Origin of the sequence: Brevibacterium sp. FME37, from assembly GCF_014897485.1 — a bacterium.
GTDB lineage: Bacteria > Actinomycetota > Actinomycetes > Actinomycetales > Brevibacteriaceae > Brevibacterium.
The window spans coordinates 233,935-259,254 of record NZ_JABUYE010000002.1 but is presented as its reverse complement, the minus strand read 5'-3'; the positions used below and the strand labels follow the sequence as shown (position 1 = coordinate 259,254).

The 25,320-nt window shown below is 61.0% G+C and carries 29 protein-coding genes and 1 pseudogene; 16 read left to right on the top strand and 14 right to left on the bottom strand.

The window, feature by feature from the left end; all coding sequences use genetic code 11:
• Nucleotides 1–103: 103 nt before the first annotated feature.
• On the bottom strand, nucleotides 104–529 hold the full coding sequence (locus tag INT29_RS03410; RefSeq protein WP_226830644.1) for a DUF4307 domain-containing protein: 426 nt from the start codon (nucleotides 527–529) through the stop codon (nucleotides 104–106).
• 124 nt (nucleotides 530–653) lie between these two features.
• Between INT29_RS03410 and mca the strand changes: the two genes are divergently transcribed.
• Nucleotides 654–1,652 carry a mycothiol conjugate amidase Mca gene (gene mca, locus INT29_RS03405; RefSeq protein WP_193070732.1) on the top strand — a complete coding sequence of 333 codons (999 nt, stop codon included), beginning with the start codon at nucleotides 654–656 and terminating at the stop codon, nucleotides 1,650–1,652.
• Nucleotides 1,649–2,017: a hypothetical protein gene (locus INT29_RS03400; protein ID WP_101569818.1), complete on the top strand. Its 369-nt coding sequence runs from the start codon at nucleotides 1,649–1,651 to the stop codon at nucleotides 2,015–2,017. Before mca ends, INT29_RS03400 begins: the two co-directional genes overlap by 4 nt.
• Nucleotides 2,018–2,049: 32 nt before the next feature.
• Here INT29_RS03400 and trhA read toward each other — a convergent pair whose 3' ends face one another.
• Nucleotides 2,050–2,835: a PAQR family membrane homeostasis protein TrhA gene (trhA, locus tag INT29_RS03395; RefSeq protein WP_193070731.1), complete on the bottom strand. Its 786-nt coding sequence runs from the start codon at nucleotides 2,833–2,835 to the stop codon at nucleotides 2,050–2,052.
• Between the two features lie 136 nt (nucleotides 2,836–2,971).
• Here trhA and INT29_RS03390 point away from each other — a divergent pair, with 136 nt between their 5' ends.
• Both INT29_RS03390 and INT29_RS03385 read left to right on the top strand, forming a co-directional pair.
• Nucleotides 2,972–3,733, top strand: coding sequence for an isoprenyl transferase (locus tag INT29_RS03390; RefSeq protein ID WP_101569820.1), 762 nt, complete (start codon nucleotides 2,972–2,974; stop codon nucleotides 3,731–3,733).
• A 177-nt stretch (nucleotides 3,734–3,910) separates the two neighbouring features.
• A complete protein-coding gene (locus tag INT29_RS03385) occupies nucleotides 3,911–5,218 on the top strand; it encodes a PhoH family protein (protein ID WP_193070730.1) in 1,308 nt (435 codons plus the stop codon).
• A 90-nt stretch (nucleotides 5,219–5,308) separates the two neighbouring features.
• Here the strand turns inward: INT29_RS03385 and INT29_RS03380 are convergent, their stop codons facing one another.
• From INT29_RS03380 to glpX, 3 genes are all read right to left on the bottom strand, one after another.
• A complete protein-coding gene (locus INT29_RS03380) occupies nucleotides 5,309–6,712 on the bottom strand; it encodes a class II fumarate hydratase (protein WP_226830641.1) in 1,404 nt (467 codons plus the stop codon).
• A 71-nt stretch (nucleotides 6,713–6,783) separates the two neighbouring features.
• Complete coding sequence (locus INT29_RS03375; RefSeq protein ID WP_101569823.1) at nucleotides 6,784–7,410, bottom strand: carbonic anhydrase; 627 nt, start codon at nucleotides 7,408–7,410, stop codon at nucleotides 6,784–6,786.
• A gap of 106 nt (nucleotides 7,411–7,516) precedes the next feature.
• Entirely contained in the window at nucleotides 7,517–8,641 is a 1,125-nt protein-coding gene (glpX, locus tag INT29_RS03370) for a class II fructose-bisphosphatase (RefSeq protein WP_193070729.1), read from the bottom strand.
• A 74-nt stretch (nucleotides 8,642–8,715) separates the two neighbouring features.
• Between glpX and INT29_RS03365 the strand changes: the two genes are divergently transcribed.
• Nucleotides 8,716–9,420 carry a DUF4245 domain-containing protein gene (locus tag INT29_RS03365; protein WP_226830638.1) on the top strand — a complete coding sequence of 235 codons (705 nt, stop codon included), beginning with the start codon at nucleotides 8,716–8,718 and terminating at the stop codon, nucleotides 9,418–9,420.
• 3 nt (nucleotides 9,421–9,423) lie between these two features.
• On the opposite strand, the gene INT29_RS03360 is transcribed toward INT29_RS03365, so the two are convergent.
• Entirely contained in the window at nucleotides 9,424–9,663 is a 240-nt protein-coding gene (locus tag INT29_RS03360) for an exodeoxyribonuclease VII small subunit (protein WP_101569825.1), read from the bottom strand.
• A 66-nt stretch (nucleotides 9,664–9,729) separates the two neighbouring features.
• A complete protein-coding gene (gene xseA, locus INT29_RS03355; protein ID WP_101569826.1) occupies nucleotides 9,730–11,040 on the bottom strand; it encodes an exodeoxyribonuclease VII large subunit in 1,311 nt (436 codons plus the stop codon).
• 187 nt (nucleotides 11,041–11,227) lie between these two features.
• Between xseA and INT29_RS03350 the strand changes: the two genes are divergently transcribed.
• Complete coding sequence (locus tag INT29_RS03350; protein WP_193070796.1) at nucleotides 11,228–12,286, top strand: 4-hydroxy-3-methylbut-2-enyl diphosphate reductase; 1,059 nt, start codon at nucleotides 11,228–11,230, stop codon at nucleotides 12,284–12,286.
• 17 nt (nucleotides 12,287–12,303) lie between these two features.
• Here INT29_RS03350 and INT29_RS03345 read toward each other — a convergent pair whose 3' ends face one another.
• On the bottom strand, nucleotides 12,304–13,488 hold the full coding sequence (locus INT29_RS03345; protein WP_193070728.1) for a DNA recombination protein RmuC: 1,185 nt from the start codon (nucleotides 13,486–13,488) through the stop codon (nucleotides 12,304–12,306).
• A gap of 73 nt (nucleotides 13,489–13,561) precedes the next feature.
• Here INT29_RS03345 and ychF point away from each other — a divergent pair, with 73 nt between their 5' ends.
• The 10 genes and pseudogenes from ychF (at nucleotide 13,562) to INT29_RS03300 (ending at nucleotide 21,003) form a co-directional block, all read left to right on the top strand.
• Nucleotides 13,562–14,647, top strand: a complete 1,086-nt coding sequence (ychF, locus tag INT29_RS03340) for a redox-regulated ATPase YchF (RefSeq protein ID WP_101569829.1) — start codon at nucleotides 13,562–13,564, stop codon at nucleotides 14,645–14,647.
• Between the two features lie 33 nt (nucleotides 14,648–14,680).
• Nucleotides 14,681–14,962 (top strand): type II toxin-antitoxin system RelE/ParE family toxin, encoded by a 282-nt coding sequence (locus tag INT29_RS03335; RefSeq protein ID WP_193070727.1) that lies wholly within the window; start codon nucleotides 14,681–14,683, stop codon nucleotides 14,960–14,962.
• Entirely contained in the window at nucleotides 14,937–15,257 is a 321-nt protein-coding gene (locus INT29_RS03330) for a HigA family addiction module antitoxin (protein WP_193070726.1), read from the top strand. Before INT29_RS03335 ends, INT29_RS03330 begins: the two co-directional genes overlap by 26 nt.
• Nucleotides 15,254–15,799: a kinase gene (locus INT29_RS03325; protein ID WP_193070725.1), complete on the top strand. Its 546-nt coding sequence runs from the start codon at nucleotides 15,254–15,256 to the stop codon at nucleotides 15,797–15,799. Before INT29_RS03330 ends, INT29_RS03325 begins: the two co-directional genes overlap by 4 nt.
• Before the next feature lie 341 nt (nucleotides 15,800–16,140).
• The gene (locus tag INT29_RS03320) at nucleotides 16,141–16,320 is read left to right on the top strand and encodes a helix-turn-helix transcriptional regulator (protein WP_193070795.1); all 180 of its coding nucleotides are present in this window, start codon (nucleotides 16,141–16,143) and stop codon (nucleotides 16,318–16,320) included.
• Between the two features lie 738 nt (nucleotides 16,321–17,058).
• Entirely contained in the window at nucleotides 17,059–18,288 is a 1,230-nt protein-coding gene (locus tag INT29_RS03315) for an alpha/beta hydrolase (RefSeq protein ID WP_193070724.1), read from the top strand.
• A gap of 214 nt (nucleotides 18,289–18,502) precedes the next feature.
• Nucleotides 18,503–18,625 (top strand): HTH domain-containing protein, encoded by a 123-nt coding sequence (locus INT29_RS20540; RefSeq protein WP_226841569.1) that lies wholly within the window; start codon nucleotides 18,503–18,505, stop codon nucleotides 18,623–18,625.
• Nucleotides 18,576–19,211: pseudogene (locus INT29_RS03310) on the top strand (helix-turn-helix transcriptional regulator). Before INT29_RS20540 ends, INT29_RS03310 begins: the two are co-directional and overlap by 50 nt.
• Before the next feature lie 21 nt (nucleotides 19,212–19,232).
• Nucleotides 19,233–20,072, top strand: coding sequence for an alpha/beta fold hydrolase (locus INT29_RS03305; protein WP_193070723.1), 840 nt, complete (start codon nucleotides 19,233–19,235; stop codon nucleotides 20,070–20,072).
• Nucleotides 20,073–20,340: 268 nt separating this feature from the next.
• A complete protein-coding gene (locus INT29_RS03300; RefSeq protein WP_319020826.1) occupies nucleotides 20,341–21,003 on the top strand; it encodes an alpha/beta hydrolase fold domain-containing protein in 663 nt (220 codons plus the stop codon).
• A 15-nt stretch (nucleotides 21,004–21,018) separates the two neighbouring features.
• Here the strand turns inward: INT29_RS03300 and INT29_RS03295 are convergent, their stop codons facing one another.
• The 6 genes from INT29_RS03295 to INT29_RS03270 all read right to left on the bottom strand — a co-directional run bounded on the left by INT29_RS03295 (nucleotide 21,019) and on the right by INT29_RS03270 (nucleotide 25,242).
• Nucleotides 21,019–22,239, bottom strand: a complete 1,221-nt coding sequence (locus INT29_RS03295; RefSeq protein ID WP_193070721.1) for a N(5)-(carboxyethyl)ornithine synthase — start codon at nucleotides 22,237–22,239, stop codon at nucleotides 21,019–21,021.
• A 78-nt stretch (nucleotides 22,240–22,317) separates the two neighbouring features.
• Entirely contained in the window at nucleotides 22,318–22,818 is a 501-nt protein-coding gene (locus tag INT29_RS03290) for a mycothiol transferase (RefSeq protein WP_193070720.1), read from the bottom strand.
• A gap of 48 nt (nucleotides 22,819–22,866) precedes the next feature.
• Nucleotides 22,867–23,307, bottom strand: coding sequence for an alternative ribosome rescue aminoacyl-tRNA hydrolase ArfB (gene arfB, locus INT29_RS03285; protein ID WP_101569834.1), 441 nt, complete (start codon nucleotides 23,305–23,307; stop codon nucleotides 22,867–22,869).
• Nucleotides 23,308–23,311: 4 nt separating this feature from the next.
• A complete protein-coding gene (locus INT29_RS03280) occupies nucleotides 23,312–23,887 on the bottom strand; it encodes a 1-acyl-sn-glycerol-3-phosphate acyltransferase (protein WP_193070719.1) in 576 nt (191 codons plus the stop codon).
• Nucleotides 23,888–23,986: 99 nt separating this feature from the next.
• Nucleotides 23,987–24,607, bottom strand: coding sequence for a M23 family metallopeptidase (locus INT29_RS03275; protein WP_308298049.1), 621 nt, complete (start codon nucleotides 24,605–24,607; stop codon nucleotides 23,987–23,989).
• A 2-nt stretch (nucleotides 24,608–24,609) separates the two neighbouring features.
• Nucleotides 24,610–25,242, bottom strand: a complete 633-nt coding sequence (locus INT29_RS03270) for a GNAT family N-acetyltransferase (protein WP_101569837.1) — start codon at nucleotides 25,240–25,242, stop codon at nucleotides 24,610–24,612.
• Between the last annotated feature and the right edge of the window lie 78 nt (nucleotides 25,243–25,320).

Below are 25,320 nucleotides of genomic sequence, written 5' to 3'. Positions count from 1 at the left end.
ACAGTCTAACGCATCTGCACGCGAAAACGATGATCTCCGTCACGCGCACCTACACCTGTTGTGGACGGTGCGGCCGGGCCGGAGGTGCGGAGTCCGGGCTTCGTTATTCGAACCAGCAGGAGTCGGCGTGGCCAGAGGAAGCGAGCTGCGTCGTGGCCAGATCGATGTCCATCTGCCGGGGCGAATTCGGATCGGCGGCGGGATCTGCGGGGAGAATGATCTCGGTGAAGCCGACAATGGCCTCGTACTCGTTCGTGGCCTGCACGATACAGTGCACATCCCGATCCTGATCAGGAAATATTGCCACTGTGACCTGTGTTGAAGAAGAGTCGACAACTGAATAGTTCAATGTCTTGGGAGTCGTGGGGTTGGTCTGTGGACGAAAGGCCACAAACGCAATCGCGATGATCAGGGCAGAGACGATGACGACGGCGATGATCTTGGCAGCTTTTCCGAGATGCCGTTTGGGCTCGCGGACACGGCCGTATCGATCATCATGCAGTGGTTTTTCCACTGTTACCTCAGTCATTGAATTCCTCATCTACGAACATTGCGCACTAACCTAGAGTAGTCGATCCGTCTCCTGCGATCATTTCAGCCATTGCGCAGGAAACGGAACGTCACCAGGCTGAATCGAAAGGGACACACCAAACATGACTTCGCTTCCTTACCATGGACTGCGTCTGCTGACGGTTCATGCTCATCCTGACGACGAATCCTCGAAGGGCGCGGCGACGAGCGCGAAGTACGCCTCGCTCGGAGCCAGGGTCCTCATCGCCAGCATGACCGGTGGTGAAGCCGGAGACATCCTCAATCCCGCCTTGCTGCAGAGCCCGAAGGCCAGCCGCGACATTGCCGGCCTTCGTCGCGAAGAGATGGCCACGGCCGCAGCGGCTCTGGGTGCCGAACATGTATGGGTCGGACACGTCGACTCGGGTCTGCCCGATGGTGATTTCGACAATCAGACACCTCCCGGATGCTTCTATCGTGTTCCCGACGAAGTGGCCATGCTGCCGCTGGTGCACATCATCCGCAGCTTCCGCCCACAGGTTGTGACGACCTACGACGAACTGGGCGGATACCCTCACCCGGATCACATCAAGAACCACGCCGTGACGATGGCGGCAGTAGCGGCCGCAGCAGACCCTGAGAAGAACCCGGAACTCGGCGAGCCCTGGCAGGTTGAGAAGGTCTACTACAACCAGGATCTGTCCGCGAAGAAGTGGGTCACCATCCACGAGAAGATGACCGAGGCGGGTCTCGAGTCTCCTTTCGCCGACCACATCGAGGACTTCAAGAAACGCGATGCCCAGCGGGTCAACTGGTTGAGCACGACGATCGACTGTGCAGAGTTCTTCCCGTCCCGTGACCGGGCTCTGCTGTCCCACGCCACACAGATCGACCCTGAGGGCGGGTTCTTCTCCGCCTCACGCAAAGCCGCGCGGACGTATTGGCCGACCGAAGAGTTCGAACTGGCCATCGACAATACCGGTCGGACGCGTCTGACCCCCGGCGTTGATTTTCAAGAGACCGATCTCTTCGCCTCGGTGACCATGGATGATGGCCGCAAGGTACCGGCAGAGGGCATGCTGCCTGCATCGCCAGATCAGTACGAAGACGATTATGACGAAGCGACAGGTGAGAGCGCATGATTCTGGCAGCAACGCAGGGCGCGACCCCCAGCAGCGGCCCGGACCCCGATCTGGTCACCCCCGGCACGATCGGCTTCGTGTCGACGTTGGTGATCGTCATCGTCGTGATCTTCCTCATTCGTGATGCGCTCAAACGAGTGCGGCGAGTGCGCGCACGAGCCCATGCCGATGACGCGTATCCGATCCCGATGCGCAAGCATGCTGTGCCCAACCAGTCAAAGCTCTCCGGAGAGTCTGCACCGGCTGCAGAAGATGAGACGGCGGTCGAGGACGAGGACCGGAAATCAGAGCAGAACGACCTTGAGCCGAGCGACCCTGAGTCGAGTGACTCAGAGCAGAGTGATCCTGCCCGGTCGCAGGACTGACCGGCAGACGCTCAGTAAGCGGCCATCGCTGATCAGTAAGCTGCCACCGCTGCGACGAGAAGCGCCGCGAGATGGCAGCCGTAGCCGGCGATCGTGAGAATGTGGAAGATCTCGTGGAAGCCCAGCCACTTCGGTGAGGGGTTGGGCTTCTTGATCCCATAGATCACGGCACCGACGATATAGCAGACGCCACCCGCTACGACGAGGATGCCCACCGCAGGGTTGCTCACCCACATCTGTGGAATGTAGCCGACTCCGGCGACACCGAAGCCCACATAGATGGGTACGAAGAGCCACCTCGGCGCGGTTGTGAAGATGGTCCGGAAGGCAACTCCCAGGATCGCTGCGCCCCAGAGGACGGACAGCAGCAGGATAGTCTGGTCTGTCCGCAGCATCAGCACCGCCAGAGGCGTGTAGGTGCCGGCGGTGATGAGGAAGATGTTCGCGTGGTCGAGTCGACGGAGGATCAGCCGGGCTCGAGTCCGCCATCGTCCCCGGTGGTAGACGGCAGAGGTCCCGAAGAGCAGCATCCCGGTGATGGCGAAGATGGAAGCCGCGATCCGAGACTCGATGGTTGGGGAGATGATGACCAGAGCCAAGCCGCCGAACATCGCCAGGGGAAACGCTCCTGCGTGGAACCAGCCGCGCAGTTTGGGTTTGACCTGACCAGCCAGTTTGTCCAACTCACGCCGCAGGGCGGAGCGTCTGCGGGCTATGTGCACAGGGTAGCCTGAGCGCGACTCCTCCGAGGGTGTGGAGTCGACTGACCTCTGACCTTCGGAGCCGGCCGAGGATGGTTCAGTGACTGGATCATTCATGACTCCAGGATATCGACCTCAGCTGTGGGATCGTTCAACGGTACCCACAGGTAACCGCTGAGAACGCGAAGCCGTTCGGGATAGTACTGTGTAAGGTGGTCGAACCGACCGCAATTCGAGTGTGAAAGAGGACAGTGTGGCGCGACCGGTGAGCCTGCTCTACCGTCTCTACGAGCGGCGGCTCCTGCGCGAGCTGGACAAATCTGTACCTGTACCGAGGCATGTCGGTGTCATCACCGACGGCAACCGCCGTTGGGCGAAGGAATTCGGTGCCACCACCGCTGACGGTCACCGTGCTGGAGCCGAGAAGATCGTCGAGTTCCTCGGCTGGTGCGATGAGATCGACGTCGATATCGTCACGCTCTACGTCCTGTCCAAGGAGAACCTCGCCAGATCCGCCGAGGAAGTCGAAGTTCTCATCGAGATCATCTCCGACCTGGTCGAGAAGATCGCAGCCCTGAACGGCGTGAGGGTGCAGTTGGTCGGGGACCTGGAGATCCTGCCACCGGGCCTGCGGGCCCGTTTGGAAGCGGCCACTTCGGCGGGGGACTGCCAGATGCGCGTGAACGTCGCTGTCGGCTACGGCGGACGGCAGGAGATCGTCAACGCGGTGAAGTCCCTGCTGCGCCTGCGCACGGACGAGGGCACTGACCTGGAGACGATCATCTCCGAACTGTCCCCACAGCAGATCAGCGAACACCTCTACACCAAGGGGCAGCCAGACCCCGATCTCATCATCCGCTCCTCCGGCGAGCAGCGCCTGTCCGGGTTCCTGATGTGGCAGAGCGCCTACTCGGAGTTCTATTTCTGCGAAGCGTACTGGCCCGATTTCCGCCGCACCGACTTCCTGCGCGCCGTCCGTGACTACGGACTGCGCCAACGCCGCTTCGGAAAATAGGCTTCGGGCCGTCACCGGTTCATGCGAAGTTCACGACCACGACTTTCCCGAACACGCGTGCCGTTGCCTGCCTAGCCCCGAATCGGGGTTAGGTTGGCAGTAGTTGGTCGACACCAACCCGAGATCGGGGGATGTCAGGACTCGGATCTCGGCGGTACTCACGCCACAGGGGTCCTCATGACCGCACACGTCCACACTTACGTTCTCGACACCTCGGTGCTGCTTTCCGATCCGGGTGCCCTGTTGAGATTCGCAGAACACCATCTCGTCATTCCGCTGGTCGTCGTCTCCGAGTTGGAAGCCAAACGCAATCATCCGGAACTTGGTTTCACCGCTCGCAAAGCACTGCACATCCTCGATGACTTCCGGTCCAAATTCGACCGACTCGATGAGCCGATCCCGGTCGGTGATGCCGGCGGCACATTGCGTGTTGAGCTCAATCACGTCGACGCCTCGACGATGCCGATCGGCTTCGACCGGTCGGAGAATGACACTCGCATCCTCGCCGTCGCCCGGAACCTGGCAGCTGAAGGCCAGGACGTCATCGTGGTCACGAAAGACGTGCCGATGCGTGTGAAGGCCTCGGCGCTCGGGCTGCAGGCCGAAGAATATCTGGCGGAACTGGCCACCGACTCCGGGTTCACGGGGATGAGCGAGCTGTCTCTGGACGAAGACGAGATGTCGCAGTTCTATGAGCAGGGGTGGGCAACCACCGAGGCGGTCACAGATGAGGTCGTCAACACCGGCGTGGTCATCACCTCACCTCGTGGTTCCGCACTCGGCCGGGTGCGACCAGGCAACCGGGTGTCGTTGGTGCGCGGTGACCGTGACATCTTCGGAGTCCATGGACGGTCCGCCGAGCAGCGAGTGGCCATCGACATGCTCCTAGACGATGCACTGGGAATCGTGTCCTTGGGAGGTCGAGCCGGAACGGGGAAGTCCGCACTCGCACTCATGGCGGGACTGCAGAAGGTACTCGAAGAGGGCAAGCATTCGAAGGTCATGGTCTTCCGCCCGATCTATGCCGTCGGCGGCCAGAGCCTCGGTTTCTTACCCGGCAGTGAGGGCGAGAAGATGAACCCGTGGGCCGAGGCGGTCTTTGACACGCTTGGTGCGCTGGTGAGCAAGAACGTGATCGAAGAGGTGATGAACCGCGACCTGCTCGAGGTTCTGCCTCTGACCCACATTCGGGGCCGATCCTTGCATGATGCGTTCGTCATCGTCGACGAGGCCCAATCGTTGGAGCGCAACGTGCTGTTGACCGTGCTCTCACGCATCGGCATGAACTCGAAGGTGGTGCTCACCCACGACGTCGCTCAGCGGGACAATCTGCGGGTGGGCCGACATGACGGTGTGGCGGCGGTGATCGAGAAGCTCAAGGGCCACGATCTCTTCGCCCATGTGACGCTGACGAGATCGGAACGCTCCGAGATCGCGGCTCTGGTCACCGATGTGCTCGAAGAGTTCGATCCCTTCCGCTCCTAGCACGCGGTGAACGCGAAGGGGCCCGGTGGCCGAACGTGATGTTCCGCCGCCGGGTCCCTTGGCCGTGTAGCTGAGGTGAAGCCGTGTGATTTACTTGTAGTTTCCGATCATCGTGGTGACATCGAGTGCCTTGTCGAGGTCGGCCTCGGTGATGGAGCCGTCGGAGACGAAGCCGAGGTCGATGGTGGCTTCCTTCACGGTCATCTTGTTCGCCACAGCGTGCTTGGCGATCTTCGCCGCCGATTCGTAGCCGATGACCTTGTTCAGAGGAGTCACGATGGACGGGCTTGCCTCGGCGAGGAAGCGGGCACGCTCCTCGTTGGCCTGGAGTCCGTCGATCATCTTCTCGGCCATCACAGTCGAAGAGTTCGCGAGCAGACGGATGGATTCGAGCAGATTCGACGCCATCACAGGGATGCCGACGTTGAGTTCGAAGGCTCCGTTGGTCGAGGACAGTGCCACGGTGGTGTCGTTGCCGATGACCTGCGCGGCGACCTGAATGGTGGCTTCGCAGATGACCGGGTTGACCTTGCCGGGCATGATCGAGGAACCCGGCTGCAGGTCAGGAATGGCGATTTCGCCGAGGCCGGTGTTCGGGCCCGATCCCATCCACCGCAGATCGTTGCAGATCTTCATATAGCCGTAGGCGATGGTGCGCAGCTGGCCCGAAGCCTCAATGAGTCCGTCGCGGTTGGCCTGAGCCTCGAAGTGGTTGCGTGCCTCCGTGATCGGAAGACCGGTCTCCTCAGCGAGGATCTCGACGACTCGAGCGGAGAAACCGTCCGGTGTGTTGATTCCGGTGCCCACTGCGGTGCCGCCCTGCGGAACCTCAGCGACGCGAGGCAGCGAAGCCTCGATGCGCTCGATGCCGTATCGAACCTGGGCAGCATAGCCGCCGAATTCCTGTCCCAGCGTCACCGGGGTGGCATCCATGAGGTGGGTGCGGCCCGATTTGACGATCGAAGCGAATTCCTTCGCCTTCTTCTCCAGCGAGACAGCGAGCGTCTCCATCGCTGGAATCAGCGAGTTGACCAAGGCCTGGGTTACGGCGACGTGCACCGAGGTGGGGAACACGTCGTTCGAGGACTGGGAAGCATTGACGTGATCATTGGGGTGAACGTCGATGCCCTGGGATTCGAGGGCCTTCGTCGCCAGGGAAGCCAGGACCTCGTTGGTGTTCATGTTCGAAGATGTTCCCGAACCGGTCTGGAACACGTCGATGGGGAAGTGGGCGTCGTATTCGCCGGCGATGACCGCCTCGGCGGCCTTCTGGATGGCTCCAGCCCTGTCAGCGTCAAGGACTCCGAGTTCGAGGTTGGCCTTCGCAGCCGCCTTCTTCACCTGGGCCAAAGCGGCGATATGAGCCGACTCCAGGGTCTTGCCCGAGATCGGGAAGTTCTGCACGGCGCGCTGTGTCTGTGCGCTGTACAGGGCATCTTTGGGAACCTTCACTTCTCCCATGGTGTCGTGCTCGATGCGAAATTCTTCGCTCATAGTTGTCCTTTCCGACATGATGTCTGGGCTGTTGGTCATTGTGTCTGCTGAGGCCGCGGGTGCAGCCAGGATCAGGACGCGAAGGTCGAAGTCGCGTCCTCGTCGCCTCCGTGCTGTGCGACGACCGTGGTGCGACCGTCGTGCAGCTGATAGGTCAGGCCGACGATGATGAGGCGACCTTCGTCGACTGCCCGGGAGATGATTGCAGAGAGCTGCATGATCTTCTCCACCGTGTCCATGGTGTTCTGCGTGACCGTCTCATTGACAGTCTTGCGGTTGTTCTTACGGGCCCTGGCCACAGTCGGCAGGATCCGTGCCACGACATCGGAGATGAACCCTGGGGGAGTCTCTCCGGAATCGTAGGAGTCATACGCAGCTGTGACCGCACCGCAGCTGTCGTGGCCGAGCACGACGAGCAGGGGAGTGCCGAGGATTTCGACCCCGTACTCAAGAGAGCCGAGCGTCACTGGATCGACGACCTGTCCGGCGTTGCGCACGACGAACATGTCGCCGAGACCGACATCGAAGATCATCTCAGCGGCAACTCGCGAGTCCGAGCAGCCGAAGAGCGTGACGAAGGGCATCTGATTGTTCGACAGTGCCTCACGTCGTGCGGTGTCCTGATTGGGATGTTTCGGGACGTCGTCGACGAAGCGATGATTTCCTTCGAGCAGACGTTTCCATGCTTCGTTCGGCATCGGTCAAGAACCTACTTCCGGTGGGTGAGATCAGAGGGTCGAGTCGGTGGGGTCCGGTGTCGACAGTGATGGATGGTGACGGACGATGGAGATCAGAAGCGAAGGCTCAGATGAGTCCGCGTCGAGCAGCCTCTTCGGCAGCTTCGACATAGGAATGGGTCTTCGCAGCCTGATGCTCGGCGAAGACCGAACGCACGGTGCCCGATTTGGAGCGCATGACCAGAGAGTGGGTGGTGACATGTCCGCCGTCGAACTTCACACCGTCAAGCAGATCACCGTTGGTGATGCCGGTGGCGACGAAGTAGCTGTTGTCACCGGTGACGAGATCATCGGTGTTGAGTACCTGGTCGACGTCGAGCCCGGCTGCGGCCGCGGCCTCACGCTCCGAATCGTCCTGTGGCCACAGGCGACCCTGGATGACTCCGCCCAGTGCCTTGATCGCGCAGGCGGTGATGATGCCTTCAGGGGTGCCGCCGATGCCCATCAGCATGTCGACACCGGTTCCCGGGCGGCAGGCGGCAATAGCGCCGGCGACATCGCCGTCGGTGATGAGCTGGATGCGTGCTCCAGCCGCACGGATCTCATCGATCATCTTCTGGTGGCGCGGACGATCGAGGATCATCACGGTCACCGAGGCAGGATCGTTCGTTCCTTTGCCCTTGGCGACGCGACGGATGTTCTCTGCCACCGGCAGGCGCAGGTCGACCGCGTCGGCGGCGGCAGGACCTGTGACGAGCTTCTCCATGTAGAAGACAGCTGAAGGATCGTACATGGCGCCATCTTCGGTGACGGCCATGACCGAAATCGCGTTGGGCATGCCCAGGGCGGTCAGACGCGTGCCGTCGATCGGGTCGACAGCCACATCGCAGTGAGCGCCTTCGCCGTCGCCGACCTGTTCGCCGTTGAAGAGCATCGGTGCTTCGTCCTTCTCACCTTCGCCGATGACGACGCGTCCGGCCATGCGCACGGTTGAGATGACGTTGCGCATAGCGGCAACAGCGGCACCATCGGCGGCGTTCTTATCGCCGCGACCCACCCAAGGGGCAGCTGCGATGGCAGCGGCTTCGGTGACTCTGACGAGTTCGAGAGCGAGGTTGCGGTCGGGAGCGTCGGCTCCGACCTGTGCTTTCTGGGACCAGGCATCCGTCACGGTGACGGGAGGAGCCTCGGCATCCACTCGGCCTCGGTCATGATGAGATTTCACGGCAGCAGGTTCATTGGAGTCACTCATAAGTCCAATTGTGCCACCCCGCACGTTCGGTGCCGACATCGGTACGATTTCGCGCCGTCGTTGTGGTCTCTGTCATGAATGCCCGTCCAGGATTGGCCCTGGGGACCAACCCCGAGGACAATGGCGATGTGAATGCCCAATCCAATACCTACGCTGTGGGATCGCAGGCGCCCGTGACACACGCGGATGCCGGGTCCGAGGGAGTGCCAATGGCTGACGAGTCCGGAGTGATGCTCCCGGGGTCCAGGGAAGAGATGCGCTTCCTACGGAAGAACTCGAACTGGGTCAACATGATCATTGCGATCCTGGCCTGCCTCGCAGTCGTTGCCGTGGTGCTGCTGATCGCACCGCAACCAGAGGTCGACCCGCAGCGTGTGGTCGACTACCAGACGATTGCCGAGCAGTCGGAGGACAGCGCCGAGTTCGACCTCATCGTGCCGAAAATTCCGAGCGGATGGACATCGAACGAGGCGAGCCTTGATCGTGTGGGCGATTCGGACCGCACATCCTGGTACATGTCCTTCGTCGGTACCGAGCGGCAATGGGTGAGCATCGAGCAAGCCAAAGCCACGGAGAAATGGGCCAAAAGCAAAGTCGGCGATGCAGTTGCAGCTGAGACAGTGACCGCCGGCGGCTTGGATTACCAGATCTATAGGACCGCAGACGCCAAGGAATACTGGGTGACCGGAAAGGGCGACAACTTCGTCGTCATCACCGCAATCGCGACTCCCGATTCCATCGACTTCTTCGCCAAACAGGTTTCCAAACAGCTCAAGTGAGGCTCAGCCTTCCTCGTCTGAAGATTCCTCACGCGCTTTGTCGAGACGTTCACGAGCACCATCAAGCCACCCCTGGCAACGATCGGCCAGAGCCTCGCCACGCTCCCACAGACTCAGCGAGTCCTCCAAGGGAAGATTTCCAGCCTCGAGTCGTTTGACGATTCCGACCAATTCTTCACGAGCCTGTTCGTAGCTGAGGGAATTGATGTCGGCCTGGTTCTGCCCGGTTGTTGGTTCTGTCATGATTACGTCCTCCGTGGCTTGATCGGGTGAGTTGTGAGTGTTGCGGTGTGGTTGGGCCAGGTGCTGCTATTGCTTTGAGGCGTGGTTGTCTTCGGTATTTTCCTGCACAGCTGTCACCTCGGCGTCGAAGCGTCCGCGAGCGACACGGACGTGGACACCGGCGCCGGTGTCCACCTCGGCCGAGTCTCGGATGGCCTGACCCTCGTCGTTTTGGACGACGGCGTACCCGCGTTCGAGAGTCCGCAGTGGTGAGAGTGACCGTGCCTGTGAACGAAGATGGCTGATCTCCGTCTGTGCCTGCACGATGCGTGTCGTGGTCGCTTGGAGGCTGCGTCGACGCACCAGCCGCAGCTGCTCTTCGTGCGCGGCCACCATGGTCTGAGGCTCAGCAAGGACAGGGCGTGATCGGACTGCGGTGAGCATCTCCTGCTCCCGGTCGATGATCCGGTTGACGGCGGCATCGAGTTCAGCCCGAGCGCGCAGCAGATTCATCGCTTCCTCGGCCACATCGGGAACGATGCGTTTGGCCGCATCGGTGGGCGTCGATGCTCGCATATCTGCGACCTCATCGAGGATCGGACGGTCGGCTTCGTGGCCGATTGCCGACACAACGGGAGTGTTCGCCTCAGACACGGCGCGAACGAGTGCCTCATTGGAGAATGGCAACAGGTCCTCCATGCTGCCGCCCCCGCGAGCGATGACGATGATGTCGATCTGCGGGTCGGCATCGAGTTCGGCGAGGTTCTTCATCACACCGGGAACGGCGTCGGGTCCCTGGACAGCGCAGTTGCGGATTTCGAATTCGGCGGCCGGCCAGCGCAGGGTGACGTTGCGAACGACGTCCTTCTGCGCATCGGAGTCTCTGCCGGTGATGAGGCCGATCCGATTGGGTAGGAACGGCAGACGCTTCTTCCGATTCGGGTCGAACAGGCCCTCTGCGCCGAGTTGCTTCTTCAGTCGCTCGAGCCTGGCCAGGAGCTCGCCGAGGCCGACGGCCCGGATGTCATTGGCCCGCATGGTCAGGCGACCGGTCTTGGTCCAGAAGTCTGCTTTGAGGTTGGCGACGACATGGCTGCCCTCAGACAGCGGAGCCCCAGTGCGGTCGAGTACGTTCTTCCAGATCTGGACCGGCAGCGACATTTCGACATCGGTGTCGCGCAGAGTCAGATAGCTGGCCTTGCCGCGGTGATTGAGTTCGACAACCTGTCCCTCGATCCACACGCTCGACATGCGATCGATATAGGACTTCATTTTGCTCGAGAGCAGACTCAGGGGCCACGGGTTCTCTGCCGTCGTCTCGCCTGCTGTCGCCGCCAACTCCTGAGCGTCGACCGTTTCGCCGAGGGTCCCGGGAGTACCGGAAATTCGTTGCGCCATATTGTCTCCCCTTCCAATCCACCACCCTAACGAACGGTGGTGACATGACGAATCATCGCCGCGCAGGAGCTCCAGCGGTTGGGGTCGGGATCCGGTTGGTAGGTGTGTGATGTGGATTGCTTCACCTTTGTAGCCGTTGTTCATGTCCCCGGCCTAAACTGAGCTTGTGACTGCCATATCTGTACCCATGCCCACCATTCCGCGCAAGCGTCTTGCTCCGGAGGACATCCGGGCGCCTGAAGGTGCTGACCAGAAGGTGCTTCTGGCCGCCCCACGCGGATACTGCGCCGGCGTTGACCGTGCAGTGATCGCCGTCGAGCGCGCACTCGAGCACTATGGTGCTCCCGTGTACGTGCGAAAGGAGATTGTGCACAACCGCCATGTGGTCGACACTCTCTCCGAACGCGGCGCCGTCTTCGTCAACGAAACCGATGAGGTTCCGGAAGGTGCGCGCCTCGTATTCTCAGCACACGGTGTCTCTCCTGCGGTGCACGCCGAGGCAGCCGCACGTGAACTGTCCACGATCGACGCGACCTGTCCACTGGTGACGAAGGTCCACCGCGAGGCCGTGCGCTTCGCCCGCGATGGCTACCACATTCTGCTTGTCGGCCACGCCGGTCACGAAGAGGTCGAGGGTACGATGGGCGAGGCTCCCGATGACATCACTCTGATCCAGAATCCTGAAGAAGCCAAGACCGTCGAGATCGCAGACACCGAGAAACTAGTCTGGCTGTCACAGACGACGTTGAGTGTCGACGAAACGATGGCGACTGTCGATATCCTGCGTGAACGGTTCCCCCACCTGCAGGCCCCGCCGAGCGACGACATCTGCTATGCCACGTCGAACCGACAGGTGGCCGTGAAGAAGATCGCCCCGCAATCCGATCTGGTTCTGGTTGTCGGCTCAGCCAATTCGTCGAACTCCGTACGCCTGGTTGAAGTTGCTCTGGAACATGGGGCCAAGGACGCGCATCGCGTCGACTTCGCTCGTGAGGTCGACGAAACATGGTTCCATGATGTCGCGACTGTCGGCGTGACCTCAGGAGCGAGCGTGCCGGAAGGGCTGGTCCAGGACCTTCTCAAATTGTTGGCCGAGTACGGTTTCGGCTCGGTCGAGGAGATCGTAACGGCAGAGGAAGACATAATGTTCTCGTTGCCGCGCGAACTGCGCAAGGATCTCAAAGCCGCCGGGATGAAGACATCGAATAAGCGCGACGGAGCCGACCGGGACCACGATCTGATCTGATCTGATCGGTGCCAGGTCTAGTCGGTACCGGTATGCCTGCGTCTCAGTTCGGTGGGATCTTGTGTCGCAAACGGATCATGTCCCGAGACGCGTGGCCGTGTGAGTTCTTCAGCGCTGACTCCCCGGGTGCGTGAGTCGAGTTCAGCAACTGTATCGAGTTCGGTCGCGACGATACCCGTTGACGGAAACTTCCGGGCCGTGACGAGGAACCTCGATTCCAGTGATGAGACGAAGCGGTTGTAGTCGTGAACCGAGCGATCGAGACTCGTCCCCATTCGCGTCACGTGGGTGACCAGGGTACCGATGCGTTCGTAGAGTTCGGTGCCGAGCTTGAGCACCTCGGCCGCCGAAGTGCTCATATCCGCTTGTCGCCAATTTAGTGCGACCGTCTTGAGGAGGACGAGCAACGTGGCTGGGGATGCGAGCACAACGTTTTTGCCGAGAGCATGGTCGATCATCTTCGGATAGGTCGATGCTGCCGCAGACAACAGCCCATCCGTGGGAACAAAGCAGACGACGAAGTCCGGTGCGGTGTCGAAGGACTTCCAATACTCCTTGGACGCCAGGGAATCGATATGACGCAGCAGCGCTCGAGCATGATCTTCATCGTTGGCCTCAACGTCCTCCATGCGTGCTGACAGCGGCGTCTTGGCATCGATGATGATTGTTCCGCCGCCGGGCAGGTTGACGGTCATATCGGGGCGGTGGCGTTTGCCATCACGCTCACTGCTGACCTGAGTCTCGAAGTCCACATGGGGGAGGAGACCTGCGTATTCGACGATGCGTCGGAGCTGGACCTCACCCCAGTCACCGCGCTGAGTCGTCGAATTCAGCGCAGTGGCCAGTGAACCCGTCGACTCCTGCAACCGGAGATTCTGCTGACTGAGATGGCCGATCTGAGTGTTGAGGCGAGTGATCTGCTCAAGCTGAGTTCGATCCTGAGCCTGCAGATTCTCCTGCAGATGGTTGACGCTTGCGGCCAGCGGTCCGATGGCAGCGGTGATCTCACCGGCCATCTGCGCATCGGCCTCCAGATCCTCGGTCCGATTGGTGAGGATCCGGGACGTGGTCTCCGCTCTCGTGAGTCGCTCGATATAGCGAGAACGCGTGTGTGCGCGACCAAGAAGGAAGCCGAGGGCGGCACTGATGATGATCGCCAGGATGAAGACGATGACGAGTCCTGTGGTGGGGAAAGCATTCATGACTTCAGCGTGACAGACGGCACTGACGCGAGATTTAGACCCGCACCTCGGCGGCGGGATAGACTTAGCTACCGTGGCTCTAACTATCGGAATCGTGGGACTGCCCAATGTCGGCAAGTCGACCATGTTTAATGCATTGACCAAGAACCAAGTTCTCGCGGCGAACTACCCCTTCGCGACGATCGAACCGAACGTCGGCGTGGTGCCGTTGCCTGACGCGCGGCTGACCCGGTTGGCAGAGATCTTCAGTTCAGAACGAATTCTCAACGCAACGGTCGACTTCGTCGATATTGCCGGAATCGTCCGTGGTGCCTCCGAAGGTGAAGGGCTGGGCAACCAGTTCCTGGCCAACATCCGCGAAGCGGAAGCGATCTGCCAGGTCATCCGCGGGTTCGTCGATGACGACGTCATCCACGTCGAGGGCAAAATCAGTCCCGCAGATGACATCGACACCATCAACACTGAACTCATCCTGGCCGACCTGCAGACCTTGGAGAAGGCGCGACCTCGAATCGAGAAAGAGGTGAAGGGCAAGCGGGCGCCGGCACAGCAGCTGACCGTGATCGACTCCGCCGTCGAGATCCTTGAGAGCGGAAAGACCCTGTACCAGGCCATGCAGGCCGATAACTTCGACGTCACAGAGCTGCGTGAACTTCAGCTGATGACCGTTAAGCCGTTCCTCTATGTCTTCAACGTCGACGACGATGTGTTGGCCGACGAAGAGAAGAAGGCCGAGATGCGTGCGCTGGTGGCGCCCGTCGAAGCGATCTTCCTCGATGCCAAGTTCGAATCTGAGCTCGCTGAGCTCGACGAGGCGGAAGCCCTCGAGATGTTGGAATCCACAGGCCAGGAAGAGGCCGGACTCGACAAACTGGCGCGCGTCGGTTTCGACACACTGGGTCTGCAGACCTACCTGACTGCCGGCCCCAAAGAATCCCGTGCCTGGACGATTCCGAAGGGCGCGACAGCGCCTGAAGCAGCTGGTGTCATTCACACCGACTTCCAGAAGGGCTTCATCAAGGCCGAAGTCGTTTCCTTCGACGACCTCGACTCCAACGGCTCCATGGCCGCTGCCAAATCCGCCGGCAAGGTCCGGATGGAAGGCAAGGAGTATGTGATGGTCGATGGGGACGTGGTCGAATTTCGGTTTAACGTCTAGCGTTATTGACGGAGCCCGTTATAGACTGGTCTCGTGATCAGATCGTTCGGCAACAAGGACACCGAGCACATCTGGCATGAGCAGTACGTCAAGCGTGTCGACCGGGCTGTACAACGGTCGACTCTGCGGAAGCTCGAGTTGATCCATGCGGCGAAGGATGTCGAGGACCTCCGGATCCCGCCGGGCAACCGCCTGGAGCGGCTGGTGGGCAATCTACGCGGGCAGCACATCATCCGCGTGAACGCGCAATGGCGTCTCTGCTTCGTCTGGAGAGATGGAGGTGCGGACAATGTCGAACTCGTCGACTACCACTGAGGCTGACCTGATCGAGCCGATCCACCCGGGAGAGATCCTGATGGAGGACTTCATCGAGGGCCTCGGGATCACGCAGAACAAGCTGGCCGTGTCCATCGGAGTACCGCCGCGCCGGATCAACGAGATCGTGCACGGCAAGCGAGGCATCACGGCTGACACGGCGATCCGGCTGGCGCGGTATTTCGGAACCTCCGAGGAGCTCTGGATGAACCTGCAGTCGAACTATGAACTGCGGCTCGAGCGCCGAGCGCTGCGCGACAAAGTCGCTGCGATCACGCCGCTGAAGGTCGCATGACCTCTGGGGTGACCGGCTCGGAGAGTTCTCGTCTGATCATCATCCGCGGGAACTCGGGCAGTGGGAAGTCGCATTTGGCGCAGGCGATCCGAGCTGCGCGACCGCGCGGCGTGGCGATCATCGGCCATGACGTGCTTCGGCGAGAGGTCCTCCATGTTCGTGACCATCCGGGTGCGTTGAGCGTGCCGTACATCGATCTGTCGGCGCGGTTCGCGCTCGACAACGGTCTCGACGTCGTGATCGAAGGCATCCTGCATTCCGAGAGCTATGGCGAGATGCTCGCTCAGCTGCGAAAAGATCATGCTGGTCTGACTCGCTGCTACTGCTATGAACTCGACCTAGACGAGACGCTCGAACGGCATCGAACGAAGGCATTGGCCGCGGAGGTGGCGGACGCCGATGTCGCGTCCTGGTATCGCAGTGCAGACCGGGTCGCTGCCCTGGATGAGTCAGTATTCGATGCCACGGTGAGCGCCGCCGACGCTCTGCAGCAGGTCCTCGCGGACGTGGGGTGGAGCAAGGCGCTCGACATCGGTTCATGACTGACACTTGTGATGCCGTTCGCCGACATGGTGCGTTCGAGCCGAACTCCATCATAGGTTGCTCTGTACCGGAATGCGGTGGAGTTCCGTTTCAATGTCTGAAGATAGTTCCGCTGTATTGACCCGTTAGGTTGGTGACGTGGCTGGCGGGTGGGAGGCCTTTCCTACCCCGAGCGAACGCGAAGACTGACTGCGCAGTCTCGTGCTGGAACAACGAGCCTATGGAGTCCGGCTCCACGTGAAAGTCACTAGCCAATGGTCTGTATACCGGCGGCTCGGGCACAGCCCGGCCGGAGTAGCGTGTTGATAGGTTATTCGGTTACGTTACTCGATGAAGCCGCATCAGTGAGATCGTTCACGGCAAGCGTGCGATAACGGCTGGCACTGCGCTTCGCCTGGGAGGCAATTTCGGTATTGATCCGCAGTTCTGGCTGAACCAGCAGACGCACTACGAGCTGGAGCTCACCGAAGATCGTGTGGCAGAGCAGCTCGCCCAGATCACACCGCTGGAAGTCGCGTGAGCCCCGTAGGAGTCGATGGGCTTCTCCTCTGTGCAGACAGCGATGAGGTTGCTGTTGTCCTCCATCACTTTCCTCGACATATCGAAGTCATAAACGCTGAAGCGGGGTGTCTTCGGTTCAACGTCGAGCCGACGAACGATCCGCTCGTGTGGGACATCTCGGAGAGATTCGTGGATCAGAAAGCGTTCGATGCGCGACAAGCGCGCGTTCGAGCCAGAGAGTGGGGCCAATCAACGTCTCACATCGCGCGTAACTGCGACATTGGGGCCGTCACGGACGACTCGTGATGTTGGTTCGTGCAGCCGATGGTCGCACGTGTTGAAACGTGGGGAGTTTTCGTTTCAACACGAAGTCGAATTCCGGTTCAACCGTCTAAGACGGATCGAGCTCACTTTTTACCAGTGGACGCCGGCGACGCACCAACAGGTGCGAGAACGGCCGGATGGCCCGTACTCGGGCGACGTCCGATACATGTGTCAGCGAGTCTGAATCTGTCGGTCCCGAGCGTCAGGATGAGCGTTTTCGAACTCGAAAATGGATTCTGGCGTCGTCGATCACTTTTTGATCAATTCCTAGTCTGACGATGCTGTGAAGATTCTCATGCGCAAGGGTGCCCGCCCACGTATGTGGTCTAGTCCCATGCGCTATAGTGACCGCTGGCGTCAGCATATGATCGCAACGATGAGATCTCATGTAGGTGGAGTGTCAACCTGGAAGATCGAAAGTTGAGGACTGAAGATGGCCGAGAGCACGAACTCGTTGCCGCACTCGGAACGAGGGGGCTTCGCGAAGCTTTTCAGGGCAGTGGTGATCGCCATCGCGCTCTTGCTGGGCATGATTGTTGCAATCTTCGGACTCGCATCACTCATTTCCGGGATTGGGCCACTAAGTTCGTTTGCGGCTCGGTGGGCGCCGACCGTGGCACCGATAGTGGCTCTTGCCGGACTGATCGTGCTCCTCGTCGGAATCGTTGCTGTGCGCAGGGGGCGTCGGCGCTCAGGTGCAGTCGTGACAGTGCTCGGCGGGGTCGGCGCGGTCACGAATATCGCGGTGGTCATTGTTCTCGTCGGCGCCATCACGTCAGCCGGAGGCTCGGTCAACCTATTTACCGCCGCGTTCGGGTTGTCCGCAATGGACGCAGCATCGCCAGACCGACACGAGGTGTACGACAAGTCCAGCTCGGGGGACGACCTCTCCTTATCGATCTACGAGCCGGAGGGTGCGAAAGGCCCGGCGCCGACGATCATGGTAGTCCATGGTGGCGGCTGGATCGCGGGAGAGCCTGACGCAGTGAGTTCAGAGCTGCGCACCCTTGCTGACCACGGCTACTTGGTTGTGTCGGTCGAGTACGAACTTGCGAACAAGAACAATCCGACCTGGCAGAGTGCGCCCTCGCAGGTTGCGTGTGCTGCGTCCTGGATTCAGACCCACGCCGACACGCTTAGTGCAGATATGGATCGTCTCGCGTTCTGGGGTGAGAGCTCCGGCGGCAACTTGGTCGCCAACACCGCCGGCGCCGCGGCTCAAGGCAACGCTGAATCCACGTGCGGTGGGGAGGTTCCCGTTCCGGCAGCAGTCGTCGCCGACTACCCTGCGTTCGACGTGACCGGCCTTTACGCAAACGCCCCTGCGGGCCCAGGTGCGGGCACGGGCTCGCGCATTTTCGCGTCCAGTTACACCGGCGGTACGCCCGAGAAATTCCCGAAACGTTACGCCACGGTGAATTCCGCCGCGCACATCACTGAGACCACCCCGCAGACGCTCGTGATGACCGCGATGCGTGATGATGTCATCGCACCCGCTGACCAGCTCGCATGGGTCGACACAGCTCGAGACCGTGGAGTCGACGTCCAGGCGGTGCAGGTTCCACTCGCGAATCACGCCTACACGCAGAAAGCGAAGAACTCCCTCGGCAGCCATGGACATCTCAGCATCGCAGAAAACTACCTATCCGAACGACTTCAATAGCCACGAGGTGGAGGTTCTGCAGGCAACAGATCATCAGCTCGATCCGCGAATCAGTCGTGAGTCGCCTCCTCGATGAGCGGGGTGAAGAAGCTGATCAGACTACCGTCCAGGTCTCTGACCAGCAGTGATCAGTTACCCCATGGCGTGTCGGTGGGTTCATTGACGAAGGCCTCGACGAATTCCCGGAGGCCAGAACAGACAGCATCGACGAACTTTGCAGATTCTCGAACTGCTCCAGTCCGCTCAACTGCGAACCGTCTCCGAATTGGCTGACCGCCTCGGCGTCGATGATCGTACGATTCGCAGAGACGTGGCGCGACTCAACGATCTGGGCTAGGGGAGACGCTCCTGATCCTGCCGTCATGCTGACGCTGGCTGAGCCCGTCAATTACCAGCAGGCTCTTGAACTGCGATATCTGAACAGCGCTGCAATCGCATCACGACGTCTGATCCACCCATATGGCTTGGTCGCACATTCGGATCAGTGGTATTTGCTCGCATTTGATACGGAAAAGCATGAGGAACGCACGTTCCGAGTCGACTGCATCCGCACGGTGTGAACGACATCGGCAACATTCACAGCCGCAGAGCGTCTTGACGTGAAGTCCCGACTCCTCGAACGATTCGCCGAGGCAGACTATCGGTGGCATGTCATCCTGCACATCTTTGCAACCGAGGAGCATATCCGAGCACGATTGGCGGCCAGTGTTGCCCGACTGGAGCGAATGATTCCAAGAGGGGAGCTGAACTCCGTAGATGAGTCGCCGATGTATCGGGCGGAGCTCCATGTTGAAAACCTTGATTGGCTCCTGCCGGCCATTGCGGCGCTGAGGTGCAAGGTGGAGATCGAACATCCTGAGGAGCTCCGCCTTCTTGTGCAGGAGGTGGCGCAGAAGATGCTTCATGCGGCCGGGCTGGACTGACTGCAGTGCTACCGTGCACATATGGCCACCATAAGAGTGAACGGCGTCGATCTCGGTGTTGAGAGTTTCGGCCGCGATGACGATCCCCTCGTGCTGCTCGTCGGTGGAACTACGATGTTGTCGTGGCCCGATTCTCTGTGCCAACGTCTGGCCGAAGCCGGGCGCAGAGTCGTTCGCTACGACCTCCGAGACTCGGGTGCTTCATCCACGTTGGACCCGGAAAACCCGACGTACGACCTGCGTGATCTTGCCGATGATGCCGCGGACCTCGTCACAGCCCTCGGTGCGAAGTCCGCCCACCTAGCTGGCATCGGTGTCGGAGGCATGGTCGCCCAGGTTGCGGCACTTGATCACCCGGAGAACATTTCGGCACTGACACTGGTGAGCACTCGCCCGGTTGCTCCGGGCCCTGTCGATGACGACCTGCCCGATCATGATCAGACCGTGATGTCGGCGGTGTTCTCTCGTCCTGAACCCGATTGGACCGACCGTCGAGCCGTGGCCGAATTCGCAGCCGAAGGCGCCGCACTGTTGGGTAATGACGCGGAGCAGGCCCGGGCAGCTGCCGCTCGAATCTGGGACCGAACCCCGACATCGGATACGTCAGTCCACCAGGCGAATCAGCTGGGCATGGTCTTCTCCAGACTTGACTGCTCACCACGCTGGCGAGAACGCCTTCGCAACCTGCGAATACCGAGCCTGATCGTCCACGGTCGAGTCGACCCCTTCTTTCCCGTCGGCAATGCTGAAGTACTTGCCGCAGAGATCACTGAAGCACAGCCGCTGATCTTCGAGGATATGGGAACACAGATACCTGAGTGGGCGACCGAAGACATCGCGACTGCCATGCTTCGTCTCTGAGCGCGAAAGGAATCCGTTGCGCCTCCTGCTTCCCGAATCGATCGTCCCTATCTATCTCAAAGCGACACGGGCAAATCGGCCGTTCGTAACCGAGGAAGGAGCGCACCGACGCATCGATGAGCGTTTTGTCCGACCCGCCTCCTACGCTCCGCCCTCACGATTAGAAGGCGTGAGTGTGAACCGCCGACTGTCGGGTCCGAGCGCATGGCCGGTCTATGACGTTGAACCATCGACACCTATTTCCAGCTGGGCTCGGCCTAAGGCTGTCGTGGTCTACGTTCACGGTGGCGGCTGGGTCAACGAAATCGTTCCTCAGCATTGGAGGCTCATTGCCCGCATCGCTCGAAAGACGAACCAGCGCGTCATCGTGCCGATCTATCCGTTGCTGCCCTTCGGCACGGCACGTGAAGCCCGCGATGGCGTCGTCGACCTGATTCGCGCCGAGCTCGACTCCGATCATCAGGTACGTCTTGCCGGGGATTCCGCCGGCGGTCAGATCGCTCTGTCTGCAGCACTGCACCTGCGCGACCAAGGTACACAGCTGCCGGGCACAACTCTGCTGTCGCCGGCGCTGGATCTGACGTGGAAGAACCCGCAGATCGACGCGGTACAGCCCTTCGACCCGTGGCTGGGCCGTTCCGGAGGTCGCCTCCTGGCCCAGAGATGGCGCGGTGACGATGAAATTGAGGATCCGATAGTCAGCCCCCTATTCGGTGACATGAGCGGGCTTGGACCGCTGACCATCCTCACCGGGACTCGGGACGTGCTCAACCCGGACGCCAATCTGTTCGGCACTAAGGCACGAGGAGCAGGAGTCTCAGTGACGTGGCACGAAGGCGAAGGCCAACTGCACGTCTATGCCCTCCTGCCGACGAAGGCAGGGGAACAGGGGGCGAGCATCCTCGTGGAGAGCCTGCGACCGACCATGTGACGTCCTGCTGCGAACTCAGCTCATATCGACGGTTCTGGGGTACGGGTACTCAGGTCCTCGCTCCTGAAAGCTCAAGATACTCGGGTTCTTGATCTCTCCATTGTCGATTTCGATCGCTCGGGAGATCGTGGGAACCTGTGACCACGCATCTGGTCCTTCCATGACTGTGCGGAGATAGGGCATGATCGCTTCGCTGATCTCCCACGTCGCGGAGTTCCACAGGTACGACGGAGTGTGGTCGACGGCGTAGTAGTTGACTCCTTGCCCGACGGTGAACATCGGATTGTCGAAGCCGGTGGGCTTCGCCCACTCGAAGCCCATTCCCTCATCGCAGGAAACGTCGATGATCAGACTGCCCGGGGCGAACTCCTTCAGATCTTCCGTGCGCAGATAGGTAATCGGCGAGGAGACATCCTGGAGCGTGCAGTTGAGCACGATGTTGTGCGATGCGAGGAATGTCGGGAGCAGGACATCGCCAGCGTCGGTGACCACCGTGCTGAGGTGGACAGGTCCATCGCCGGTGTTGAGCTGGGTGATGTGTGCGCTGTGGATCGGCGACCCGACGGCTGCGACCCCTCGCTGCGTGAGTACCTGGATGTCGTGGATCCCCTGGGCCTTCAGCGCGGTCACAGCACCTCGCGCTGTTGCTCCGAACCCGATGACGACGGCACTGAGTCGCGGACCATAGTCACCGGTGGAGCCGGTCAGGCTCAACGCGTGCTGGACAGAGCAGTAGCCGGCCAGTTCGTTGTTCTGGTGGAACACGTGCAGGCTGAAATCTCCCTTCGGGGTCCAATGGTTCATCGCTTCGAAGGCGATGAGAGTCAGCCGACGATCTATCGCAGTCTGCGCCATCGCCACATCCTGCACGCAGTGCGGCCAGCCCCACAGCACGCGGTTTTCGGGAATCGCCTCCACGTCTGCGGCCTGGGGCTTCGGCAGAAGCAGCACATCGGCTGATTCGATCACTTCGGAGCGTTCGGCCACGCGTCCGACACGAGACTCGATGTAGCCAGGCGAGAGCTGGAAGTCTTCGGCATAGCCTCGTTCGACGATCATCCGTGCCCGGATATCGGGGTCGATGCGGTCGAGGTGGTGAGGGTGGAGCGGGAGGCGCCGTTCGTTCTCCATCGAGGAGCCAGCGAGCAGGCCAAGGGTGAGTAGGTCGGTACCAGGTGTCCCATCGGACGCCGAGGCGGTGGTGGCGGCAGTGGTCGGTTGTGCGGTGCCGGTCATCCGGCCTCCCATCGTCGGGGAACCAGAGTCAGCTCCACCTTCGACTATACGCTGAGCTCACCTACCTCCAGCATCGTGCTACTTTGCGGTCAGGGAACCTGCGGCGTAGGCGGCTTGGCCGACATGCACGGCGGCGTCATCGATGATCGAAGCTAGGCGCACTCCGCGTGTGACCGGGGGAGTCCAGCTCTCGTCAATGACGTCGTCCAGGTCTGCTTCGGACAGTTCGCTGATGTAGCGGCCCAGCGCTGTCAGCGTGGCCCCCAGATGGTCGACAAGCAGCTGCTGGTCCTCGACCCGAATCGCCGCGGCCTGCTCAGCGGTGTGTCCGAGGCCGACGGAGTCACCGAGTTCTCCCAGTGCGAAACGATCCCGGAACTTCTCCCACACCTGCTCGTCACCGGTCAGGTCGGAGAGTTGGACATCAACTTCGCGTCCGGTGTGCCACAGCAGCCAGGCAATCGAATTGGGATGCTCGCCGGGGTGGGCGTTGAGCTGCTCGGCGGTGAGCGTCGGCAGACGCTTGGCTGCATCGACAGGTCGTTGGGCCAAGTCGGTGAGAATCTCGATGCTGTTCATATGGTCCATTGTGCTCTTCGTCGCCACTCATGTCATTCGGTGGGAAGGTCAGTCGAGCCTGGGCCGTCTGCGATTGCGTTTGATCTCCGAGCGTCGACCCTCTGCTCGCGCCCGCCGTCGGCGCGAGTTCCGCGACGGTTTCGTGGCCCGACGTTCAACGGGTGGAGCGAGCGCTTCTCTCAAGAGCTCGGTCAGTCGATCCCGTGCTGCAGTGCGATTGCGCAGCTGCGAGCGCTGGTGTTCGGAATTGACGGTGAGGACTGTTCCGGAGAGCTTGGGCGAGAGAATATGCAGGACACGCTCGCGTTGCTCGTCCGTCAGCACCGTGGTCGATCCGAGGTCGAGGCTCAGTTGCACGCGTGTGTCTGAAGTGTTCACGTGTTGTCCGCCAGGACCGGACGACCGCGAAAACTGTTCGCTCAGCTCGGATCCGGGCACCATGAGGCCGTGAGGTATCCCGGGTCCGGCGGGCACGCGCAGATCATCCATGTGCTCAGTCTGTTTCGAATTCCTCGCGCAGTCGTGGTTCGACGCGATGTTTGGGACGAATGCCTGCCTTGTCGGCGTAGAACTCACGGATCCGGTCCATGTCTGCAGCCACGTCCCCGGTCAGTTCGATCGTCGGCCCCAGCCCGGTGGTCATCGTCGTCCGGTCGACGAAGCCGAGCGTCACAGGCATCCCGGTCTTCATGGCTATCCGATAGAAGCCTGATTTCCAGTGGGTGTGCCCTTTGCGGGTGCCGTCGGGGGTGACGACCAGCCCGAAGACCTCTCCGGAATGGACACGGTCGATCACCTCGGCGACGACGCGTTTGGGATCGGATCGATCGACAGGAATGCCGCCAAGTCCGCGCATGATCGGTCCACGCCAGCTTGTGAACAGGCTCGTTTTGCCCATCCAGTGCACATCGATGCCCAGGCGCCAGGCGATGGCGAGCATGACGGGGAAGTCCCAGTTGGAGGTGTGAGGGGCGCCGATGAGGACGGTGGGTTGGTTCGGGGCGGGCTCGGTGACCAGTTTCCAAGGGCCTAGGAACCAGAACGCGCGGGCGGCAAGGCGTCGAAGCATGGTCACCAGGTTAGAGCACCTGCTCCTTCTCGACTCTCAGGACTCGCTTTGCCGTAGCCATCAGGGCAACTGAGCACCGTGCGTGGCAGTGCTCGTCATTCACATCTTCAGGACTGTGCCGTTACGCGGCAGGACTCCGTCGAAGGCTATCGGGACGGGGTGAGCTCGCTGCGGGTCCCTGCCGTCCATGGCTTGCAGATGAACATGGGGTTCGGTGCTGTTGCCTGAATTCCCGCACCGACCCAGCACCTCCCCTGCTCCGACTCGTTGCCCTGCCCGGACGCTGATGCTGCCCTGTTGCAGGTGACACACCGCCACGACGATCCCGCCGGACTCGAGCAGCACATGATTTCCCGCGGCTGACATCCATCCGCCGGCGACGCGTCCACGCTGACTCGCCGCGTACCCGATGGACGGCAGGCCCCGGTGTGCCAGATGATCGATTTCGGAGTGAACAGTGGACACGACCGTTCCGTCGAGCGGTGCCAGAACAGGTCTTCCGAATCCGGGGAAAGTCTCAGGAGCTTCCGAACGGAAGAATGACGCCACAGTGTAGGGTGCAGACTTTCCGGTCTCGTCGACGGGAACGAAGTCAATGGCGAATGCAGAGGCGAACATCGTCGTCCCGTGGCTGGGCACCCGATCAGCGGGACTGTTCTGTACCAGCCAACGGCCCGTGAACGGATAACTGAGATCGATCGAAGGTGCCTTCGGGTCCATGATCATCCACACCTGCGCCGCGTCGTCCACGACCGCGTCGCGTCGTCAGATCGGAGTAGCCGCATGACGGGACGGCTTCGATAGGTCCGACCGACCTCGGCGAATCCCGCCGCCTGGAACATCGACACCGTTCCGGTGAATACAGCTGAGGGTGCGGGGGCGCCGCTGAGGGCTGAGATATCAACCGGATGACCGTCGACACACGTTGCACCGTGGTCAAAGGCCCAGTCAGCAGCTCGGCGCAGAAGAGCCGTGCCGATTCCTTTGCCCCGATGTTCACGTCTGATGACGAAACACGAGACCCACCAGGCATCAGCTGAATCGTCCAACAGCCGCGCAAGTGCCCGATTCTCCATAATTCCGGGAAGAGATGAGCGGGGGACGATCCGCGTCCATCCCACGGCCTCGTCATCGATGAAGGCCAGCAGGCCGATCGGCAGAGTCGAATCTTCGATCTCACGCCGCAGTGCAGTCCGGTTGTCTACAGCGGCGTGCCGCTGGAACCGTTGGCACCAGCACGAGTCGGGATTCTTTTCGCGAGGACCGTAGACACGGCCCACCCGGGGCCAGAGATCGGGCGTTGCCGGCACAACCTCAACCTCGCCATTGATGAGTCGATTCGCCACCGAATTCATATCCCAACGGTACAGGGATGTCGCTGATCGGCGACGTCTGTGGGAATAATCTGCTGGCATTTGTGGCTGTCCTGAGAG

Bases quoted from the DNA above. Each gene is read 5' to 3' on its own strand.
- INT29_RS03410 (WP_226830644.1), bottom strand. From the start codon at position 529: ATGACTGAGGTAACAGTGGAAAAACCACTGCATGATGATCGATACGGC.
- mca (WP_193070732.1), top strand. From the start codon at position 654: ATGACTTCGCTTCCTTACCATGGACTGCGTCTGCTGACGGTTCATGCT.
- INT29_RS03400 (WP_101569818.1), top strand. From the start codon at position 1,649: ATGATTCTGGCAGCAACGCAGGGCGCGACCCCCAGCAGCGGCCCGGAC.
- trhA (WP_193070731.1), bottom strand. From the start codon at position 2,835: ATGAATGATCCAGTCACTGAACCATCCTCGGCCGGCTCCGAAGGTCAG.
- INT29_RS03385 (WP_193070730.1), top strand. From the start codon at position 3,911: ATGACCGCACACGTCCACACTTACGTTCTCGACACCTCGGTGCTGCTT.
- INT29_RS03380 (WP_226830641.1), bottom strand. From the start codon at position 6,712: ATGAGCGAAGAATTTCGCATCGAGCACGACACCATGGGAGAAGTGAAG.
- INT29_RS03375 (WP_101569823.1), bottom strand. From the start codon at position 7,410: ATGCCGAACGAAGCATGGAAACGTCTGCTCGAAGGAAATCATCGCTTC.
- glpX (WP_193070729.1), bottom strand. From the start codon at position 8,641: ATGAGTGACTCCAATGAACCTGCTGCCGTGAAATCTCATCATGACCGA.
- INT29_RS03365 (WP_226830638.1), top strand. From the start codon at position 8,716: ATGAATGCCCGTCCAGGATTGGCCCTGGGGACCAACCCCGAGGACAAT.
- INT29_RS03360 (WP_101569825.1), bottom strand. From the start codon at position 9,663: ATGACAGAACCAACAACCGGGCAGAACCAGGCCGACATCAATTCCCTC.
- xseA (WP_101569826.1), bottom strand. From the start codon at position 11,040: ATGGCGCAACGAATTTCCGGTACTCCCGGGACCCTCGGCGAAACGGTC.
- INT29_RS03350 (WP_193070796.1), top strand. From the start codon at position 11,228: ATGCCCACCATTCCGCGCAAGCGTCTTGCTCCGGAGGACATCCGGGCG.
- INT29_RS03345 (WP_193070728.1), bottom strand. From the start codon at position 13,488: ATGAATGCTTTCCCCACCACAGGACTCGTCATCGTCTTCATCCTGGCG.
- INT29_RS03330 (WP_193070726.1), top strand. From the start codon at position 14,937: ATGTCGAACTCGTCGACTACCACTGAGGCTGACCTGATCGAGCCGATC.
- INT29_RS03325 (WP_193070725.1), top strand. From the start codon at position 15,254: ATGACCTCTGGGGTGACCGGCTCGGAGAGTTCTCGTCTGATCATCATC.
- INT29_RS03315 (WP_193070724.1), top strand. From the start codon at position 17,059: ATGGCCGAGAGCACGAACTCGTTGCCGCACTCGGAACGAGGGGGCTTC.
- INT29_RS03305 (WP_193070723.1), top strand. From the start codon at position 19,233: ATGGCCACCATAAGAGTGAACGGCGTCGATCTCGGTGTTGAGAGTTTC.
- INT29_RS03295 (WP_193070721.1), bottom strand. From the start codon at position 22,239: ATGACCGGCACCGCACAACCGACCACTGCCGCCACCACCGCCTCGGCG.
- INT29_RS03290 (WP_193070720.1), bottom strand. From the start codon at position 22,818: ATGAACAGCATCGAGATTCTCACCGACTTGGCCCAACGACCTGTCGAT.
- arfB (WP_101569834.1), bottom strand. From the start codon at position 23,307: ATGGATGATCTGCGCGTGCCCGCCGGACCCGGGATACCTCACGGCCTC.
- INT29_RS03280 (WP_193070719.1), bottom strand. From the start codon at position 23,887: ATGCTTCGACGCCTTGCCGCCCGCGCGTTCTGGTTCCTAGGCCCTTGG.
- INT29_RS03275 (WP_308298049.1), bottom strand. From the start codon at position 24,607: ATGGACCCGAAGGCACCTTCGATCGATCTCAGTTATCCGTTCACGGGC.
- INT29_RS03270 (WP_101569837.1), bottom strand. From the start codon at position 25,242: ATGAATTCGGTGGCGAATCGACTCATCAATGGCGAGGTTGAGGTTGTG.